This window comes from Nostoc sp. DedQUE02, from assembly GCF_034531035.1.
Lineage (GTDB): Bacteria > Cyanobacteriota > Cyanobacteriia > Cyanobacteriales > Nostocaceae > Nostoc.
In genome coordinates this window covers 13,129-31,627 of sequence record NZ_JAVRBY020000012.1, presented here as the reverse complement: position 1 = coordinate 31,627, position 18,499 = coordinate 13,129, and the positions used below count along the sequence as shown (strand labels likewise).

The 18,499-nt window shown below is 40.8% G+C and carries 14 protein-coding genes and 2 pseudogenes; 5 read left to right on the top strand and 11 right to left on the bottom strand.

The genetic code is table 11. The annotated features are described in order from the left end of the window. Positions 1–23: 23 nt before the first annotated feature. Positions 24–1,343 (bottom strand): sensor histidine kinase, encoded by a 1,320-nt coding sequence (locus RMX98_RS12705; RefSeq protein ID WP_322677274.1) that lies wholly within the window; start codon positions 1,341–1,343, stop codon positions 24–26. A gap of 53 nt (positions 1,344–1,396) precedes the next feature. Continuing rightward, positions 1,397–2,149, bottom strand: a complete 753-nt coding sequence (locus RMX98_RS12700) for a response regulator transcription factor (protein ID WP_322677243.1) — start codon at positions 2,147–2,149, stop codon at positions 1,397–1,399. 616 nt (positions 2,150–2,765) lie between these two features. Between RMX98_RS12700 and RMX98_RS12695 the strand changes: the two genes are divergently transcribed. Further along, on the top strand, positions 2,766–3,749 hold the full coding sequence (locus tag RMX98_RS12695) for a hypothetical protein (RefSeq protein WP_322677244.1): 984 nt from the start codon (positions 2,766–2,768) through the stop codon (positions 3,747–3,749). 53 nt (positions 3,750–3,802) lie between these two features. Further along, positions 3,803–4,882 carry a hypothetical protein gene (locus RMX98_RS12690; RefSeq protein ID WP_322677245.1) on the top strand — a complete coding sequence of 360 codons (1,080 nt, stop codon included), beginning with the start codon at positions 3,803–3,805 and terminating at the stop codon, positions 4,880–4,882. Positions 4,883–5,336: 454 nt separating this feature from the next. Here the strand turns inward: RMX98_RS12690 and RMX98_RS12685 are convergent, their stop codons facing one another. The 6 genes from RMX98_RS12685 to acpP form a co-directional block, all read right to left on the bottom strand. After that, positions 5,337–7,952, bottom strand: coding sequence for a S8 family serine peptidase (locus tag RMX98_RS12685; RefSeq protein WP_322677246.1), 2,616 nt, complete (start codon positions 7,950–7,952; stop codon positions 5,337–5,339). Between the two features lie 28 nt (positions 7,953–7,980). Beyond that, positions 7,981–8,982 (bottom strand): ATP-binding protein, encoded by a 1,002-nt coding sequence (locus tag RMX98_RS12680; RefSeq protein WP_322677247.1) that lies wholly within the window; start codon positions 8,980–8,982, stop codon positions 7,981–7,983. A gap of 231 nt (positions 8,983–9,213) precedes the next feature. Beyond that, entirely contained in the window at positions 9,214–9,417 is a 204-nt protein-coding gene (locus RMX98_RS12675; protein WP_322677248.1) for a hypothetical protein, read from the bottom strand. 112 nt (positions 9,418–9,529) lie between these two features. Continuing rightward, complete coding sequence (gene tkt / locus RMX98_RS12670) at positions 9,530–11,557, bottom strand: transketolase (protein ID WP_322677249.1); 2,028 nt, start codon at positions 11,555–11,557, stop codon at positions 9,530–9,532. Positions 11,558–11,860: 303 nt separating this feature from the next. Beyond that, the gene (fabF, locus tag RMX98_RS12665) at positions 11,861–13,111 is read right to left on the bottom strand and encodes a beta-ketoacyl-ACP synthase II (protein WP_322677250.1); all 1,251 of its coding nucleotides are present in this window, start codon (positions 13,109–13,111) and stop codon (positions 11,861–11,863) included. Between the two features lie 213 nt (positions 13,112–13,324). Beyond that, positions 13,325–13,579, bottom strand: coding sequence for an acyl carrier protein (gene acpP, locus RMX98_RS12660; protein WP_322677251.1), 255 nt, complete (start codon positions 13,577–13,579; stop codon positions 13,325–13,327). Between the two features lie 419 nt (positions 13,580–13,998). On the opposite strand from acpP, the gene RMX98_RS12655 reads away from it, so the two are divergent. Next, positions 13,999–14,913, top strand: a complete 915-nt coding sequence (locus RMX98_RS12655) for a CoB--CoM heterodisulfide reductase iron-sulfur subunit B family protein (RefSeq protein WP_322677252.1) — start codon at positions 13,999–14,001, stop codon at positions 14,911–14,913. A gap of 139 nt (positions 14,914–15,052) precedes the next feature. Here RMX98_RS12655 and RMX98_RS12650 read toward each other — a convergent pair whose 3' ends face one another. Beyond that, positions 15,053–15,697 carry a DUF3318 domain-containing protein gene (locus RMX98_RS12650; protein ID WP_322677253.1) on the bottom strand — a complete coding sequence of 215 codons (645 nt, stop codon included), beginning with the start codon at positions 15,695–15,697 and terminating at the stop codon, positions 15,053–15,055. A 77-nt stretch (positions 15,698–15,774) separates the two neighbouring features. Then, positions 15,775–16,332 (bottom strand): hypothetical protein, encoded by a 558-nt coding sequence (locus RMX98_RS12645; protein ID WP_322677254.1) that lies wholly within the window; start codon positions 16,330–16,332, stop codon positions 15,775–15,777. Positions 16,333–16,890: 558 nt separating this feature from the next. Here RMX98_RS12645 and RMX98_RS12640 point away from each other — a divergent pair. After that, positions 16,891–17,097 (top strand): hypothetical protein, encoded by a 207-nt coding sequence (locus RMX98_RS12640; RefSeq protein ID WP_322677255.1) that lies wholly within the window; start codon positions 16,891–16,893, stop codon positions 17,095–17,097. Positions 17,098–17,335: 238 nt separating this feature from the next. On the opposite strand, the pseudogene RMX98_RS12635 reads toward RMX98_RS12640, so the two are convergent. Next, positions 17,336–17,623, bottom strand: a pseudogene (locus RMX98_RS12635) (DUF4351 domain-containing protein); the annotation flags it as partial. A 397-nt stretch (positions 17,624–18,020) separates the two neighbouring features. On the opposite strand from RMX98_RS12635, the pseudogene RMX98_RS12630 reads away from it, so the two are divergent. After that, positions 18,021–18,497, top strand: a pseudogene (locus tag RMX98_RS12630) (amino acid ABC transporter ATP-binding protein); the annotation flags it as partial. Positions 18,498–18,499 lie beyond the last annotated feature (2 nt).

The following is an 18,499-nucleotide window of genomic DNA, read 5'->3' as shown; positions in this document are numbered from 1 at the left end:
TTGTCTCAAAGGTGAAGATATTACTAACTATAGTCTTGGCTTAGGGAGTTTGCCATAACTTCAGGAAATTGGAGTTGCATCCACGCACCGCCAGTTTCTGGATGGTTCATTGCTTTGATTGAACCACCGTGGGCGATTAGAATTTGCTCAACGATCGCTAATCCTAATCCATTGCCAACGATCGCCCCGATGGAGTTACTATCTTGGGGGGAATGAGTTCGCGCTTTATCTCCTCGATAAAATCGCTCAAAAACGTGGGGTAAATCTATCTCAGAAAACCCGACTCCAGAATCAATCAGATTTATTTCCAAGATTGGGGAAGCAGGATAGTTATCTTTTGTTAATAAGATTTTCGCTTCAACATGAATGCTTGTACCAGGAGGACTGTACTTAATGCTGTTGTCTAGCAAGTTGAGAAAAACCTGGTAAATCCGGGCTTTATCTGCCTTAATCCACAGATTTTCAGGGCCAGAATAAGAAAAAGACAGATGTTGGCGCACTGCCAAGGGTTCTAGTGTTTCCCAAACAGATGTAATTAGCGATCGCAATTCTACAGCTTTGGCTTGCAATTGCATGGTTGGGTTTGCTTCCATTTGGGTGAGGTCTAACCAGCTTTGCACTAAGTTAATCAGCCGATCAACTTCCTGCATCAAACGGTTAACCCAACGATTTAAAGGTGGTTCCAAGCGATTTTGTAAAGTTTCTACAACCAAGCGAATCGAAGTTAGCGGCGTTCTAAGTTCGTGTGCTAAATCGGAAAAAGAGCGATCGCGTACTTGATTTATATCTAATAGGGGTTGACGATTTTCTAAAAATACTCCAACTTGTCCATTGGGTAAAGGCAAGCTAGAAGCCCGCAAAGCCAGAGATTTGATTGTTCCCATCTCTGCCGCATCATCACAAGACGGATGAAATACCCATTCTCCCGTCTGGGGTTTTTGGCGATCGCGAGTTTGCTCAATTAAATGATCGAGTTCATAAGACCGTACTAACTCCAATAACAAGCGCACCTGTTCTGGTTGCCACCTTTGCAGATACAAAATTTCCTGCGCCTGTCGATTACACCACAGCAGTTGATTTTCCTCATCCACTTGCAAATATCCCACTGGTGCAAAATCTAGCAGGTCTTGGTAAGTTTGCAACGACTGCTGTAAATCTTGGCGTTGCTGCTTCACCATTGCTATTTTCTGCTGCAATCCAGGAATCAGCAGCAGTCCCATTTTGTCAGAATGCGAGGTTAACGGTCGGAGTAAGCGCCCCAGGTAGCGGTTAAGTTGAACCTGTTGCCAAATCCAAAACCCAATGCCTATCGCTAAACCCAGCAAAAATCCCAATAAAAGCATTCGAGTTGTTAGTTTCTTGGTCACTACTAAAAACTAACAACTATCCCAACTAATTATCCAAACCTATAGCCAAAACCTCTTACAGTCACAATATATTCGGGATGACTTGGGTCTTGCTCTAATTTTTCGCGCAACCACCGAATGTGAACATCTACAGTTTTACTATCGCCGACGAAATCCGGCCCCCAAACCTGATCGAGCAATTGTTCTCGTGACCATACCCGGCGGGCATAACTCATAAACAGTTCCAGCAAGCGGAACTCTTTGGGGGAAAGACTCACTTCTTGACCACGAACCAGCACACGGCATTCTTGAGGATTTAAGGAGACATCCTTAAATTTTAATACTGGTATTTGTGGTAAATTACTTAGGCGTTGGCGGCGGAGTAAAGCACGACAACGAGCCACTAACTCGCGCATACTAAAGGGTTTGGTCAGGTAGTCATCTGCACCCACCTCTAACCCCAAAACACGGTCAGTTTCACTACCCTTAGCACTGAGCATTAAAATAGGTACTGGGTTTCCTTGATGACGCAGCAAACGGCAAATATCTAGCCCATTGATTTGGGGCAGCATCAAATCAAGAATAATCAAATCGAAGGGAAGTTCCCCTGAATGGGTTTCAAAACTTTTGAGATACTCCATAGCAGACCGCCCATCAGGGGCAGTTATCACCCCGTAACCTTCTTCTTCCAGAGCTACAGCTAGCATTTCCTGGATTAATTCTTCATCTTCTACTACTAGAATACGGCTGGTTTGTCCAATGTCCGTTCTAGGAGAATACTTGGTCGATTCACTGGTATACATTGATATCACAAAAGTCTAGGACTGTGCTTGTATCAATTAGGATGATTGAGTCTATTATCTCGCTTTATTGTCACCGCGCTTCTACTAGGGTTAATTCTTTTAGATTTTTTTTACAAAAAATAACATCTACCACAGCAACCTTCTAAATCATAAATCACTGTGGTTGCCAGCTTCTAAATAGTCTTTTACAGCAGTTTTCATATATTTGAACCACATAGATTTATCTATCTTAGGGGCGTAAGGGCTTGCGTTTCTACAGGAGATGGTCTGTTTAGCTGATAATTGCTGTAATTAAGGGCTTTTCTGCCTTCACAAAATGATATGTGATAGGAAAAACATGATTACATGAAGGATTTTCTTGACAAGAGGAGATGAGATTAGGTATATTTATTTTAGTACATTTGTACTAAAGATTGAAAGGAAAAACTATACCTGAAAGACAAAAGGATATATATGTGGAAAATTCGTACACCACGTAAGTATCATCTGTCGATCATTCCAGTATTTCCACTGCGTTAAAAATGTTGATTTAAAGCTACTCTGATGTCTGCATAGGGTAGTCATTGGTATGGCTTGCTACCCAATAAATCATTTGCCTATTGAAGGGAGTTGGAAGATGACTACAGTTGGAGTCAAGGACAGCAAACAACAACTAATGCAAGCATTTCAACAAATTATTATTCAAAGAAAAAAGCTGGAATCTAAAATAGCAACCAAACAAGAGGAAGCAGAAAAGGCAAAAAGTCAAGAAATTCTGCGAGCAGCTTCTGCATATACAGTTGATAGTATTGTTAAAGGTTTAGCTGATTTACAATTGGAGTTTGGCAGCATTCTCAACGCCTTATCTGAAAAACTAGCTCAGGAAAATTCCAAATTAGATGAATTGAACCGAGCCATAGAAATTGAAACTCAACGCCTACAAGAGCTTCAACAAATCAGAGTTGTTGCGGATACATTAGACATATTAAGTCAAGAACACCAAGAAAAATTAAAAATCCTCGAACAAGATACTATCAGCAAAAGGGAAGCACTAGAAAAAGAAATTACCATCAGGCGGAAAGAATGGCAAAAAGAGCAAGCAGAGTATGAAGAAAAACTTCAAACATATAATAATTTATTAGCTAAAGATCGCCAGCAAGAACAAGAAGAATCTCAGTATAAGTTAGAAACTGCTCGTAAACTCAATACAGACAGTTACGAAGCGGTAAAGCGCCAGCAACAAAGGGAAATCCAAGAAAATTCTCAAAAGAAAGAGAAAGATTGGGCAGAACGAGAAAAAATATTCGCAGAACGCCAACCACTCTTTGCAGATTATGAGCAAAAAGTAACTACATTTCCTAACGAACTTGAAGAAGCCGTTAAGAAAGCTAGAGAAGAAGCAATTAAAGAAACAAGCCAAAAAGCTAAATTTGAGGCTGATTTATTTGAAAGAGAATGGGAATCTAACAAACAGAGTTATGAACAAAAAATTCAATCTCTGGAAGAAACAATTAAGAAACAGTCTGAGCAAATAGAAGGTATTTCTGCTCAATTGCAAACTGCATTAAAACAAGCACAAGACTTAGCTATGAGGGCTTTTGGTAGTTCTAATCCTAAATAGTTGTGAGTCTGTAGCATCTTAATCATTTTGAATTCCTGAAGAGGAGGTTTGTTGTGGTGGTAAAAAAACCGACTGATAAGAATACTAAAGTAGAAATTCTTCAGGCGTATGAGGAGTTAGCTAAAGAAAAAGCAGCACTGAAATCAGAACTTGAGCAAGTCGCCAAAGTCAACCAGTCTGGAACTAAAGAACAGCCTAAATTAGAACAAAAAACACCTATGAATCAGCTTTCTAGTGTCCAACAAAAAATGAACAATACAATTGAAAGCTTGGCAAAGATTCAATTAGGTTTTGGCAGTGCTGCTAATGAATTATCGGAACAGCTAATCACAAAAGCCTCTAAGTTAGAAGAAATCAGACGAAATTTAGAAGAAGAAATCCAACAATTAACACAGTTGCACAATTTAGAAATTTCTGATGATATCTTGGATACTCTCATCCAAGCTTATGAAGATAATACTAAAGCTTATCAGGAAGAATATACCCGGCGTTCTGAAGTTTTATTCCAAGAAATACTAGAGCAAAGGAATGCTTGGGGAAAAGAACAGGAGGAACAGCAACGGGCGACAAAAGAAAGGAATGAAAACTTGAATAAAACTCGGCAACGTGATGCAGCAGAGTATAAGTATAATTTAGAACTTCAGCGACAACTGCAAAATGACGAATACGAACAAGAGCAGAAAGCGTTATATAAGCAACTGGAAGAATTATTACAAGAAACAGAAAAGCAGTGGGCTGAACGGGAGAAAGCAATTTCTGAGAGAGAGAAACAATTTGAAGAGTTAAAAGCTAAGGTAGAGGCTTTTCCGAAAGATAAAGAAGCAGCCATCAAAAAAGCTACAGAAGAAGGCAAAGGCATCGCCCACTACCAAGCTAAAATAAAATCAGATTTATATTCTAAGGAAGTGGAAGGGCAAAAGCGTTTTTATGAACAAAGACTGCAATCTCTAGAACAAACTATTACTAATCAAGAGACGCGAATTCAAAATCTTTCTAAACAACTTGAATCAGCTCTTAAACAAGTCCAAGATTTGGCAGTTAAAGCTATTGAAGGTAATTCAAATGTTAATTCCTATCAGGCAATTAAAGAAATAGCTTTAGAACAAGCAAAGACTCAAGCAAAAAATAAATAAGCTGATTTATTATTGATGAAAATTGCAGAGACTTAATTTAATTTAAGTCTCTGCAAGTAATTGTAATGCTTTTTATTCGGTTATCTTTGGTCTTTTGATATCTGGTGGAGGCTGTGGTTTTTTTCTCTTTGTTCCGGTAGCTTGTGTTTGGTTGACTGCTTGATTGGAATTTTGTTCTTGACTAGACATAATACTAGGTTTTAATATCTACTACAATATTATCTACATCACGGGTATTATTGATTACGGAAAGATATCACAGAAAATTTAAGTTTAACTAAAACAAGTAGTAAATAATATTACCCCTATAGGGACTTTCACTTTTAACAGGATAAATACAAATCTTAATAAATATCTGATGTAAAAGAGACTTAGCACTGCTACGTCTCTACAAGGGTTCTGGATAATCCATATTTAATTTATGGAGATGTTTAATAGCGGGGGTGCGATCGCCTCAGCTAACTACAATAGATTGAATTTCTATCGTGGGTTGAATCTCTATTTCAACTTGAGCTTCAACAAAAGGCGTATAAATTGGAATATCAGCTTGTATGGCTTCAAAGCTCACAATTAGAGAATATGGAACACTAGCTTCTGGATCGTTATTCCAACCTTCATGTCCAACAACGGCAATGGAAAATGCTTCTGTGAGTTCAAATGAATTTACAACAGCCCAATCTTTTTGAAGGGTTCCTGCACTTCTAGATACACCTTTAATTATTCCGTGATGATTTTGTTTGCCGAGCATCCATTTAAAAAGACCTTCTCCCTTCTCCGCATCTTCTGGAGCATCAAACTCTTTCAAAACTCTAGCCTTAAAAAGTTCTGGATCTTCTCCTTTTTTACTACATTCCCAATCAAGCCAAGTTGAAAGATATTTTCGACGATTTCTACGAGTTCGACGTGGTTGGGCTTTGTATGATAAAGTAACCTCCAGAAGAATCTTAAATGCCTCTCCTTGAGAACGTAATTTTTCTGGCAGTTTTACTTGGTAAATATGAGCTTGTTTAGCTACAATGCGGCGCTCTTCTCTTGTCATCAAAGTGATTCTATTGGGAGCATTACCCAAAGCACGAGCAACATCGGGAAGACCATAACCAATTTGACGTAAAATGTGCAGTTTATCGCCACCATATTCCACTATCCATTCTGGCCATCTTGCTGATTGTACTATTAATGCACGGTAAAGAAGGCAATTTTCATTAGGTAACTCGGCCGCAAGACGTGCAGCAATATTGCTTACTTTTGGTGCTGCAAAGGAAGTACCAACTTTATCAGCCCCAATTGCTGGCCCACCGTTCAAAGTTGACCGTACTAATTCGGGACAAACATCTTTAGGAAAGGTGATGTTTGGTGGTATACCTTCATCTATTACTAAATCTCCACCATACTCAACTACTTCCGGTTTAATCGTCTCCCAAATTCCTAATCCACAGCACGAAAAAGCAGAGGGTTTATCTTTCTGTGCAATCGAATAATAAGGTGGTGCATGATAAGAATTTAAAGCAATAGAGCCAACCGTTAAAGCTTGAAAACTTTGTGCAGGGTTAGCAATTCTGGATGAATCTTCTAATAAATAGTCTGGATATTGTCGATTTGCTACTATATGTTCTCTCACAGATAATCTTGTAAAGCCAATTCTACTGTAGAGAGGTAAATTTCCTGCTGCAACAATAAAGAGAATATCCCTTTGCCATGTCAAATTATCAATAGATGATGCCCAAGCGCTCATATATCGGGTTAGGCAGGGAACAGAACCAGTAATAGAATGGTTAAAAATTCTAGTTCTCGTTTGTTCTTGATAAAATTCAACAATCTCACCCAGAAGATTCGGTGGAAATAATTGTTTAGGTAGTTTGCGGTTAGCCTGAAGAACTCTGGCATTTTGAATCCAGCAAACAGCCTTTTCATTACCACTACGAGGTATAGTTCTTGGATAAAGGATTGCACCAGCGACACTTGTTCCATGTCCACCATTGCTAACATAGTCTGGAGTTTTATCAGTTTCTCCTGGAACCCAAGACCTTGAGTTTTTTGAATCAATTGCTGCTTTTAGCAGAGAATGTCTTTCTTGAATACCACTATCTATAACGCATACTCTAGGAGCATTTAACTCAGGCGATTCTAGTTGAAATGATGGAGAGTTAATATCAGATAGGTCTTGCCGCTGAATAATTTCAGCAAACTCATCTGGCTCACTAACATCAAAAATGTAGGGGAAATTCTCAACTAAATCTTTTAAACCTTTACCGGAAATTTGAATTCGACATGAAAAGCTATCAGGCAGAGTGGCTGTACCAAGTTCACCTCCATCATCTTGAAAACCTTTGATAATCTTGCCTTTATAAAATTGAATAAACTCTTCAAATTCGTCTTGCCTTTCCCAGGATATCTCTTCCCATTCTTGCTCAGTTAACTGACGTTTCTGAATCCAATTATTAACTCGTTTTGTAAAATTCTCATTAGTTTCATGAGGTTGGAGTTTTGGATAATTAGGTAGCTTGGTTTTGGTTCCTACACAGGCAACACCTACATCAACAGTGTATATCTGCTCTTCCTTTATAACAAGCCATTTCTCATATAATTCAGTAAATAAGTTTGGAGAAAGAATCAATTCTGGCTTTTTTTTACCGTCTATTACTTCCCAAATTTCAGCAACTTTATTACCACCATACTGCTCATTAATAAATTTTTCTATCTTTTCTTGTAGTTCACTAAGTTCTAAATCTGCTGATGCTCCGATAATATATCCATCTTCTGTATCAGCAATCAATTCAATACCATATGCTTTCAACCCATCTGGATTAAAAGAATCAGGATCAATTTCTAAGATAATACGTCGAGATTTAAGTGGCGGCTTCTCTTCTTGCTCTCGTTCTTCTTGAGTTTCTTGCCATTCAAAGATCAAGGAGTCAACCGAACCTTTGAGTTTACCTCCATGTCCCTGGCGATTGCCTAGATTAACAACTGTTATAGGATTTTTTTTTCCTCCTCCTGGTGGCGATGCAGCACGTCCTTCTGTTGTCAGCCTAAGCTCGATATGCGGAAAACCCTGAGAACCTTCAACCATTTGTTTCTCCGAACACCAAAAATTAATACTAAAAAACTTTGATTTCTGCGATCGCTTCTTCTAAGTGTTCTTGAATCACTAGCTCCTCTCGCTCAAGGATTGCTCTTTTTGCTGCATCTTGTGCAACCCTCACAGCTTGAGCCGCAGAAAAATCTCTCATCTGCTCAATGATCCTTGGCCAGTTGATAGATCCCACTTCAATTGCAGATAATGTTTCTTTTAGTATAAATTCTAGCTCCTGTTCTCCTGGTTTGGGTACTGCGATCAAGTCATCAAATCTTCTCCAAAGAGCAGTATCTAGAGATTTATTTAGGTTTGTAGCTGCTACTAAAAGCCCAAAAGAGGGTTGATACTCATCCAAAATTTGAAGAAATGTATTGACTACTCGCTTAATTTCTCCTACTTCTTGAGAGTCTTCTCGTGTCTTAGCAATTGAGTCACATTCATCAAGAAACAATAAACATGGACTTTTTGAGGCATCCTCAAATACAAGTCTTAAATTGCTGGCAGTTTCGCCTAAAAAAGACGACACCATTGCATCAAACCGAACTTTCAAGAGTGGTAATCCTGTATTCCAAGCTAAACGTTCTGCTCCTAGTGTCTTTCCACACCCAGGAGGCCCATATAAAAGAATTTTTTGTCTGTAACGCAATCCATGATGAGCAAGCCTATCTCTAGCCGCATACTCGCGTTCAATTCGACAGAAACGTTTTTCAATATTTATTGGCAACACCATGTGATGCCGCAAATGATCCCTTGGTATGATAGTTACTAAAGGAAGATTAAATCGCTTACTGGTTGATAATTCAGTTAATGTCTGTAAGTTTTCTGGTACTGAAGAAGCAGGTTTGCTAATGTTAGTAGGCTTCTCTTTCTGGCTTTTTTTAGTGATATTCTCTAACTGGTCAGCTAAGAGAGTATGTCCCTTACTGCGTTCTTCCTCAATCACTAGGTATGTAAGCTTATCAATCGCGTCTTGATCTGAACTAGCGATCGCTCTAAAAAATCTCTTGAGAAGCTCTGCTTTCATACTGCCTCTCAGTATAAATAGTAATTTTGGACTACCTTGGTACTATTGTACTATGAAAGTATAGTGCGTTATAAATCATAACGCGATCAGCTTGTTTCTAATCATTATATTAAGTTATATAACAAAAAATCATTCTTCTGCTTAGAAATTTACTATATCTAAACATAAGACATTGCTTTCAAGGTCTATATAATCATCCCCTTCAATCAATAACAAAGTCATCATATCTCCCTAAACAAACCCTGTTAATCTGAAATCAGACATAGCTTTTAGTTCCTCCATAGATACTTTCTCAGAATAGTATTTAAATATAATTTTAATTGCTTTATCTTTATCTAGATAATACTGATAGCTACTATCCTTTTGCATCAAATGTTCTACAATTTTTTTTATCCGGGCTAGAAGTACGTCTCTTTCCTCAGAAACTTCCTGCATAACTTCCTCCCAATTAGTAACTTATTACTCCAATTATAGCTAATCTTTCTTTATATAAAAAAGGCGGGCCTTTCAGCCCACCCCATACTATTTTGAGAATATTCTGTTGCTATTAACCCAACAATTGTTTAGCCTTAGCTAACACATTATCAACGCTAAAGCCAAATTTCTCTAAACAAACACCACCTGGAGCCGAAGCACCAAAGCGATCAATACTAACAGTATCGCCTTCAGTACCCACGTATTTGTGCCAACCGAAACTAGCGGCAGCTTCTACAGACAAACGCTTGGTGACAGCTTTCGGCAAAATTGACTCTTTATAAGCCGCATCCTGTGCTTCAAACAGTTCCCATGAAGGTAGCGAAACAACACGAACTTTCTTACCTTCAGCTTTGAGTTTTTCGGCTGCGCCAACGGCGAGGCTCAATTCTGAACCAGTACCAATCAAGATGATATCGGGTGTACCTTCGCTATCCACCACGGTGTATCCACCCTTGGCTACACCCTCAACCGATGTACCAGCCAAGTTGGGGACGTTTTGACGGGTGAACGCCAACAGAGACGGAGCATTTTCCTTCGCTTTTTCAATCGCTATTTTATAAGCGCCAGAGGTTTCGTTACCGTCTGCGGGACGAAACACTAATAAATTAGGAATTGCTCGCAAGGAAGCGAGAGTTTCAATGGGTTGGTGTGTTGGGCCATCTTCACCTTGTCCAATGGAATCATGAGTCATCACCCAAATCACGCCAGCTTGGGAAAGGGCGGATAAGCGGATGGCAGCACGCATGTAATCTGTAAAGATCAAGAAGGTAGCACCGTAGGGGATTAATCCTGAAGTGTGCAGCGCTATACCATTACAGATTGCGCCCATAGCATGTTCCCGTACACCAAAGTGGATGTTGGGGTTTTCGTAGTGCCCTTTTTGGAAGTCGCCTTTACCCTTGATTTCGGTCAAGTTGGAGTGGGTTAAGTCAGCCGAACCACCAATCAATTCAGGTAATACCCCTGCTAGTTTGTTGAGGCAGGTTTCTGAGTGTTTACGGGTGGGTAGTCCTTTGTCTTCGGGGGTGTAGGTGGGTAGTACCTTATCCCAACCATCGGGTAGCTTGCCGTTTAGGTAGCGTTCAAATTCAGCCGCTTCTTGGCCATACTTAGCTTTGTAGTCGGCAAAGGTTTTGTTCCATTCGTCTTCGTAGCCTGCGCCGCGCTCAACTGCTTTGCGTGTGTGGTTAAGAGCTTCTTCGGGTATTACGAAAGGTTCGTATTCCCAACCCAAATTTTTCCGAGTCAAGGCAATTTCATCTCCACCCAGGGCAGCACCGTGAACGCCAGCAGTGTTTGCTTTATTGGGGGAACCGTAACCAATAATGGTTGTTACCTTGATGAAAGAAGGCTTATCGGTGACAGCTTTAGCCGCTTCAATTGCTTTAGCGATCGCTTCTAAATCGGTATTACCATCTTCGACGTGTTGGACGTGCCAACCGTAAGCTTCAAACCGCTTAGAAACATCTTCGGTAAATGCTACATCTGTGGAACCGTCGATGGAAATGTGGTTGTCGTCGTACAGAGCGATGAGTTTGCCTAATCCCAAGTGTCCTGCAAAAGAACAAGCTTCACCAGAAATTCCTTCCATGTTGCAACCGTCACCTAAAATTACGTAGGTGTAATGGTCAACAATCTTGGTATCGGGTTTGTTAAATTTAGCGGCAAGGTGCGCTTCGGCGATCGCTAAACCAACTCCATTAGCAATTCCTTGACCCAAGGGACCAGTTGTGACTTCCACGCCTGGGGTCATGAAGTTTTCGGGGTGTCCAGGGGTTTTGGATTCCCATTGACGGAATTGCTTGATATCTTCAATGCTTACACTGTCGTAACCTGTCAAGTAAAGCAGGGCGTACTGCAACATCGAGCCATGACCGGCTGACAAGACAAAGCGATCGCGATTAAACCATTTGGGATTCTTGGGATTAAACTTCAAAAAGCGATCCCAGAGGACAAAAGCCATTGGAGCCGCGCCCATTGGTAGTCCTGGGTGTCCCGATTTTGCCTTTTCTACGGCATCAATAGCCAAGAAGCGGATCGAGTTAATAGCCAGTTCTTCGACGGACAATTCTTTGGCGGATTGGGTTGCAACAGTCATAATCTCTTGTTTTTAACGACGGGTTAGCACTCTTCGTAGCTTCTCTTGCTGGGGTTATTTTAGATTCCCCACAGTATCCTCATCATCCCACTCCCACTTATCGATGGACAAGCGGGATCTCCTGAGTTTATGGTGATAAATCAAGCTGATAATTGGGTCATGCTGAACGCTTACTTTATATCGGAATGATATTTCTGATACTTTGGGCATGGGGCATTGGGCATGGGGCATTGGGCAAGTGGGCAAACGAGTAGAGTCCGAAATTCTGCCTCCTGCCTTCTGCCTCCTGCCTCCTGACTTTTTTTAAACGTATTTCTTAAAGGCCAGTGTGACATTATGACCGCCAAACCCAAAAGAGTTGGATATTGCCACCTCAACTTTTTGAGCGCGGCTAGAGTTAGGTACGTAATCTAAATCACACTCTGGATCGGGATTTTCCAGATTGATTGTCGGTGGAATTTGGTCATTAGCGATCGCTAGTACTGTTGCGACTGCTTCAATACCTCCAGAACCGCCCAATAAATGACCTGTCATCGATTTGGTGGAGCTAATTGCTACCTTATAGGCGTGTTCTCCCAAGGCTTTTTTGATTGCTGAGGTTTCAGTTGAATCATTAGCTGGGGTACTAGTGCCGTGAGCATTAATATAGCTAATTTGTTCGGGAGTTATGCCAGCATCCTTGAGGGCTAGTTCGATGGCTCTAGCGGCTCCGAGTCCACCGGGTACGGGGGAGGTGATATGGTAAGCATCACAAGTCATGCCATAGCCGATCATTTCGGCATAAATGTGAGCGCCGCGACTGATGGCGTGTTGCAGTTCTTCTAGAATTAAAATTCCTGAACCTTCACCCAAGACAAATCCGTTGCGATCGCGGTCAAAGGGACGGCTAGCATGAGCTGGGTCATCATTGTTAAAAGAGAGGGCTTTGCAGGCGGCGAACCCAGCTATCGACAATGGTGTGACAGCTGACTCTGTTCCCCCGCAAATCATCGCTTGGGCATATCCCCCTTGAATTAAGCGAAAAGCATCACCAATGGCATTAGAACCAGCAGCGCACGCAGTTACTGGGCACGAGTTTGGCCCTTTAGCACCCGTGTGAATTGCCGTTAATCCTGCGGCCATATTGGCGATCATCATCGGGATCATAAATGGACTACAGCGATCGGGGCCACGGTTGAGGTAGATAGTTTGTTGGTCTTCTAATACCTTAATGCCACCAACGCCAGAACCGATCATGACACCGACCTGTTCTGCATTCAGGTCATTGATCACTAACTCCGCGTTAGATAAAGCCTGTTTTGCTGCCGCAACCCCAAATTGGGAAAACCGATCCATACGCTTGGCCTCTTTGCGCTCCAAGTAATCATGCGGATCGAAGTTTTTCACCTCACCAGCAATTCGGCAATCATGGCTAGATGCATCAAATAATGTGATGTAGTCAATGCCATTGCGTCCACTCAATAATCCATCCCAATATTCTGTTGCTGTGTTACCTATAGGTGTAATCGCGCCAACACCAGTTACAACAACGCGTTTACGTGTATGATCTGTCATGATTCAGTTAAAAATGGCGAAAAAGCAGCAGGCAAAAAATTTGAGGCTAATGACTAGGTACTGGTGAGCCAGCCCGGTCTTAAAGGTTTGCTTTATGAACGACTGGCCAGATTTCCAGACTTAGAACGACTGGCGTTAGCTACATTAGGAGCATTACCCAAAGGTGACTAGGTGCGCGGAAAAATCTTCCCAATTCCCAATCTCAATCCCCAATTAAGCTGATGCGGTAACTTTATTATTGATGTAATCTACTGCGTCTTGAACCGATGTAATCTGCTCGGCAGCTTCATCAGGAATTTCGATATCAAATTCTTCTTCCAATGCCATCACCAACTCAACGGTATCGAGGGAATCTGCTCCCAGGTCTTCCATAAACTTGGCTTGTGGTGTGACTTTGTCAGGGGGTTCAACACTCAGTTGTTCGACAACGATTTTCTTGACCTTTTCAAAAAGTTCCGCTTGGCTCATAAATAAAAGTCCTTAACCACTTGCTACGATCTCCTCTTTAGAGGAGACATTGTTTTTAGCATATACATCTTATCGTCAAGCGCGATCGCCCGTATACTACCAAGGGATCTTCTGTTAGAAAACTCCTCCCTTTCCTTAAATGAATAGGGTAAGCCTTCTCGGAACACTTCGGCAGTGAAGGCTGTTACGCCATCGCCGATAGGGTATAAATGCTTCGGATTTCAATTATTGCTAAAATTTTTTACAATGTCTCGATCAGTATTTACAGCCTTGCTAGCAATCAGAATATGTAGATGCTGCGATTTGGAACCTAGACGGTTAAAGGGTCGCTAAACTTCAAACATCAGAATTTTGGTGCTAACAAGGAATAATAAAACGGTTATTGTTTAGAGCGATCGCTCTAACCCAAACATACTTCTATGCTACCTCACACCCTGAAATACGCTTACTTCCCTGGTTGTGTTGCCCAAGGGGCCTGTCGGGAACTTTACCAGTCAACTCAAGCGCTTACCCAAGCACTGGGTATTGAATTGGTTGAACTTAAAAAAGCTGCTTGCTGTGGTTCTGGCACATTTAAAGAAGATTCGCAACTGTTAGAAGATACAGTCAACGCCAGAAATATTGCCCTAGCAGAAGAATTAAATCTGCCGTTGCTTACCCATTGCAGTACTTGTCAAGGTGTTATCGGTCACGTCAACGAACATCTGAAAGAATGTAAGACTTCTAACCCTGTTTACGTTGAACAGGTTAATAGTTTGCTGCATAAAGAAGGCTGTTCGCCTTATCGCGGCAGTACTGACGTTAAACATCTTCTTTACGCCTTGGTGAGAGATTACGGTTTAGAGGAAATTACCAAACGTGTCACCCGAAAGTTAACTGGATTAAAATGCGCGGCTTTTTATGGCTGTTATCTCCTCCGCGCCCAAAAATCTATGCCTGATGACGACCCTTTCCAACCGGAAGCGATGGAAAATATGTTTCGGGCGGTGGGTGCAACACCAATTTATTATCGAGGGCGGACACAATGTTGTGGTTGGCCGCTTTCTAGTTATGCCACTACCCAATCTTTTAAGATGGCGGGGATGCATATTCAGGATGCTTTAGCATCTGGTGCTGATTGTATAGTTACACCTTGTCCTTTGTGTCACTTAAATTTAGATTCGCGTCAGCCAGAGGTAGAAAAGGTGATTGAACAGAAGCTAGGTTTACCGGTGTTGCATTTACCCCAGTTGATTGCTTTGGCACTTGGGGTTAGTCCAAAAGAACTGGGTTTAGACCGTCACGTTGTTTCCACAAAGCCGGTGTTGGAAAAATTAGGTTTTAACGTGAATTAGATGGCTCAATTAAGTAACGCAATTAAAATACCACTAGGAGCTTTTATTACATAAAATTGTCCCTCTCCAAATTGGAGAGGGACAGACTTGAACTTTAGTTCAAGACAGGGAGATTAACAATTCAAACTACTTTTGGTTTTTACAATGCGCTCTCATCTGGAGTTTTGGATTTAGCTTTTGCCTTATTGGCACTGCGTTTGAGGGCAGAGAGTCTTGCTTCGTATTTCGACCGTTGGCGCTTACTAGGAGTATTGTCAATCAGGGTTTTCAAGGCGCTACCGAGACTCTTGTAGGCATTGGGGAGGCTATAACCAAAACGAGTTGCCAATGCGATCGCTTTCTCATCAGCATTGAGCAATTCTCTCAGTTGCTTTTCCCCATTATTCTTTTGGTACAGTCGCCAGCCTGACACGCCACAAAGCGACAAAGCTAACACCAGCAGCAATCCATCTTGTACCCACAATTCGCCGACAGCACCACCTAAACCAATGGCTAACGCTGCCATTTCCCAACCATCTTTAGGAATTGTGTCATTTTGAACGCGAGCAACTTCATGCCAGAACAGCAGATTACGCTGATCCATTGCGAGGGCATCCCATTTCACCAAGTCAATTTGAATTTCTACCTGGTCTTTACCAATTTCTTCGCAACGAACCAGGGGTGGATTGACTTCAGTTGTGCCTTCAACCGTGACCCAGCTCTGTAATTCTGGCGGTAGTAAGCCTTTCAACCGCCGTAGTTCACTCATTTCCGCTTTGGCAGAGGAGGTTGCATAGGATGTCATAATATCCAGCCCCAGAAAATTTTAGTATATAGTGAGGGTATCACTTTGGAGTATAGCTATTTAAGTGATGATCCGTCTCACTCGCTGGGAAAACTTCCTCGCTTTTTTCGCGCTTCCATTGCTTTTTCCAGCACATCTAGCAATCCTGGAGCTTCTTCTTGGATACTGAGTAATAGTCTTTCCCCAAGTTCTATATTCCCCGGATCAACACCTGTTGCCATTACTTCTTTCAGGCGAGGTATCGCTATGCTATCGACAATCTGAATTAACCCACTCAGGCAACGGTGAAATTGTCTTTCTGTGAGAATCGAGTCTTCTAGAGGAAACTCAATAATGGCACGGATTTCGCCATCGGCTGGGTCATACTCCCATTGCAACATTTTGGTTTCCCAGGAAATGGCAAGCATTGTTTGTAGGATAACTCCCTTGTGAGGATGATCTTGAATTCCTGCAAGAACTTGAGGGGCAAATACCCGGAAAAATTTTCCCTCTTCATCCAACTGGACAACTATTAGGAAATCTTCTAGGTTATCAGCCTCTACACCTGTTATAATTCGGTCTTCTTCATCATCAAAACGGTAGTCCCAACCAAGGTTATCTAAATAGTTGGCAATTTGTTTGAGGTTAGCTCCCATAAAAGCCTCATAAGGAACGGTGGAGCAGCTGTTACCAGACCTAGTTTAACCTGCTAGGGGTAGTTGTTTGGGTTGGTGTGGATACTTCTAATCCTATAGAAGTGTGCAATTAGGGTATTGGGCTTGGGGTATGGGGTATGGGGCATTGAAGATAGGAAAAATAGATGAGCTTTCGGCGTTGTAAATGATATTTTCTGAAGGATTGCTCTTTATTAAAAAAGCGATAATCACTATTTTTTAAATCTTACCCAGTGAGGGATATGGCAATAACTCTCTTTAATTTTAATATTCTCTTTTAGGTTGAATGAATGTCTAGCTAGATTAAGCATGGTGGCAGTATTTTAAATCAAATTTGACAGCTGAAGCCAAGCTGAGAAAATTTTTACATAGCATCTGAGCCTTTTGAAATTATAAGTAAAAACTTCAATAACTGCTTTTAAAAGCGAATAAATCTAGCATAGAGGTTAGTATATTTTTATATTGCAATTAACTGATTTTTTACGGAACAACTATATTAATTAAAAAATACAATTTTATTGTCGAGCATGAATTAACTTTATGTGTAAATCAGCATTAATTCTGGCGATCGCTTCGACTTTAGGAGCTATAATTGCGGGTGTATTCTTTGGTAAACAACAGTTAACAAAACGTGGGATTGCTTTGTTTGCTTTTATCATCAGCATTTTCTTAATTGTGTTACCACTAAACTTTACATCTCGCCTTTGGTTATTGTTAATTGCAGTTTTACTATTTGCAGGTTTTTGAATTGGAGGAAAGTTTACTAAAGTACTAACTCCTTGACTTTCTCTACTATGCTTATTATCTTTCCCGATAATTCTCTGGTTAATTGGCGGTGGATTTGGATTGCAATCTGTAAATCAGTAGTTAGGGAATTTAAAAAAATAAATTACCCAAAAAATTCAGGAGTCATAATTTAGAATGATTCTAGTATTTGACTCCTTTTAATCTTTTAAATTTTGCCTTCTTTGGTCAGTTGTATAATTTATTGTGCATCTAACCAAGCTTGTAAATCCGCCAAGCTGCTAAAATCCAACAGAGCAACACTTAGATTCTCAAGCACTGTTAAGGGTAAATGAGAAATCGTTGCTTGCATTTCTTTAGACAGTTCTTGCCCAAGACGCTTAGTTAATTGTCGAACAATTAATTTAACAGTTGCTTCCTGTTCTCCTTCCTGTCGTCCTTCCTGTCGTCCTTCTTCCTTAATTTCTCGATAAACTCTCGTTTGCTGTAAAGTTATTCCTAACATGATTTCCACCTCGGCTCGGCTTAAATAGGCTTGGGGATTGTTGAAATAGTTTGTAGAAAATTGAGTCTCGACGCATTTATGGGTTGCGATAAATTTATTTGAACTCATAATATATCTCTAGATGGCTTATAACACAAATTTTATTTATGACTGGTTTTGTGGTGTAGTGGTATTGTTCCTTGGCAAAATCTCAGATAGACGATCGCACTGTAGAATCTTACTAATATTGATAAGCGATCGCTATGGTAAAAGTTATTATTGCTATCTTAAATCAGCACTTACTTGATAGTCATTTCATCAGCTTATCGAAAGGCATCCGTCATTTCCTAAAAAATTCGGAGTTGCAAATCCGTAACGATAAAAAAAGTGCCGATAATTATTGCTGAAGATGTTCACAAATGGTATGGAAAGTTTCACGTTCTTTCAGCAATTTAATTTATTTTCTCACTTTACAGTACTGCAAAATATCTCTTTAGTACCAATTTGGGTACGGCGATCGCCAAAGGCAAAAGTCGAAGAATTGGCAATGCAACTATTAGAAAGAGTAGGAATTTTAGGACAGGCGCAGGAATATCCAGGACAGTTATCTGGTGGACAACAGCAACGAGTAGCGATCACACGTGCTTTAGCTATGCAACCCAAAATTATGCTGTTTGACGAACCCACCTCAGCCTTAGATCCAGAAATGGTACGAGAAGTTTTGGATGTAATGCGAAATCTCGCCCGTGATGGGATGACAATGGTAGTCGTCACCCACGAAGTTAGATTTGCGCGTGAAGTCGCCGACCGAGTTATTTTAATGGATAGCGGTTCCCTCGTTGAGTCAGCCACCCCTGACGCATTTTTCAGCAACCCCAAAGAAGATAGAACACGCAAATTTTTGTCACAAATTCTCTAAAA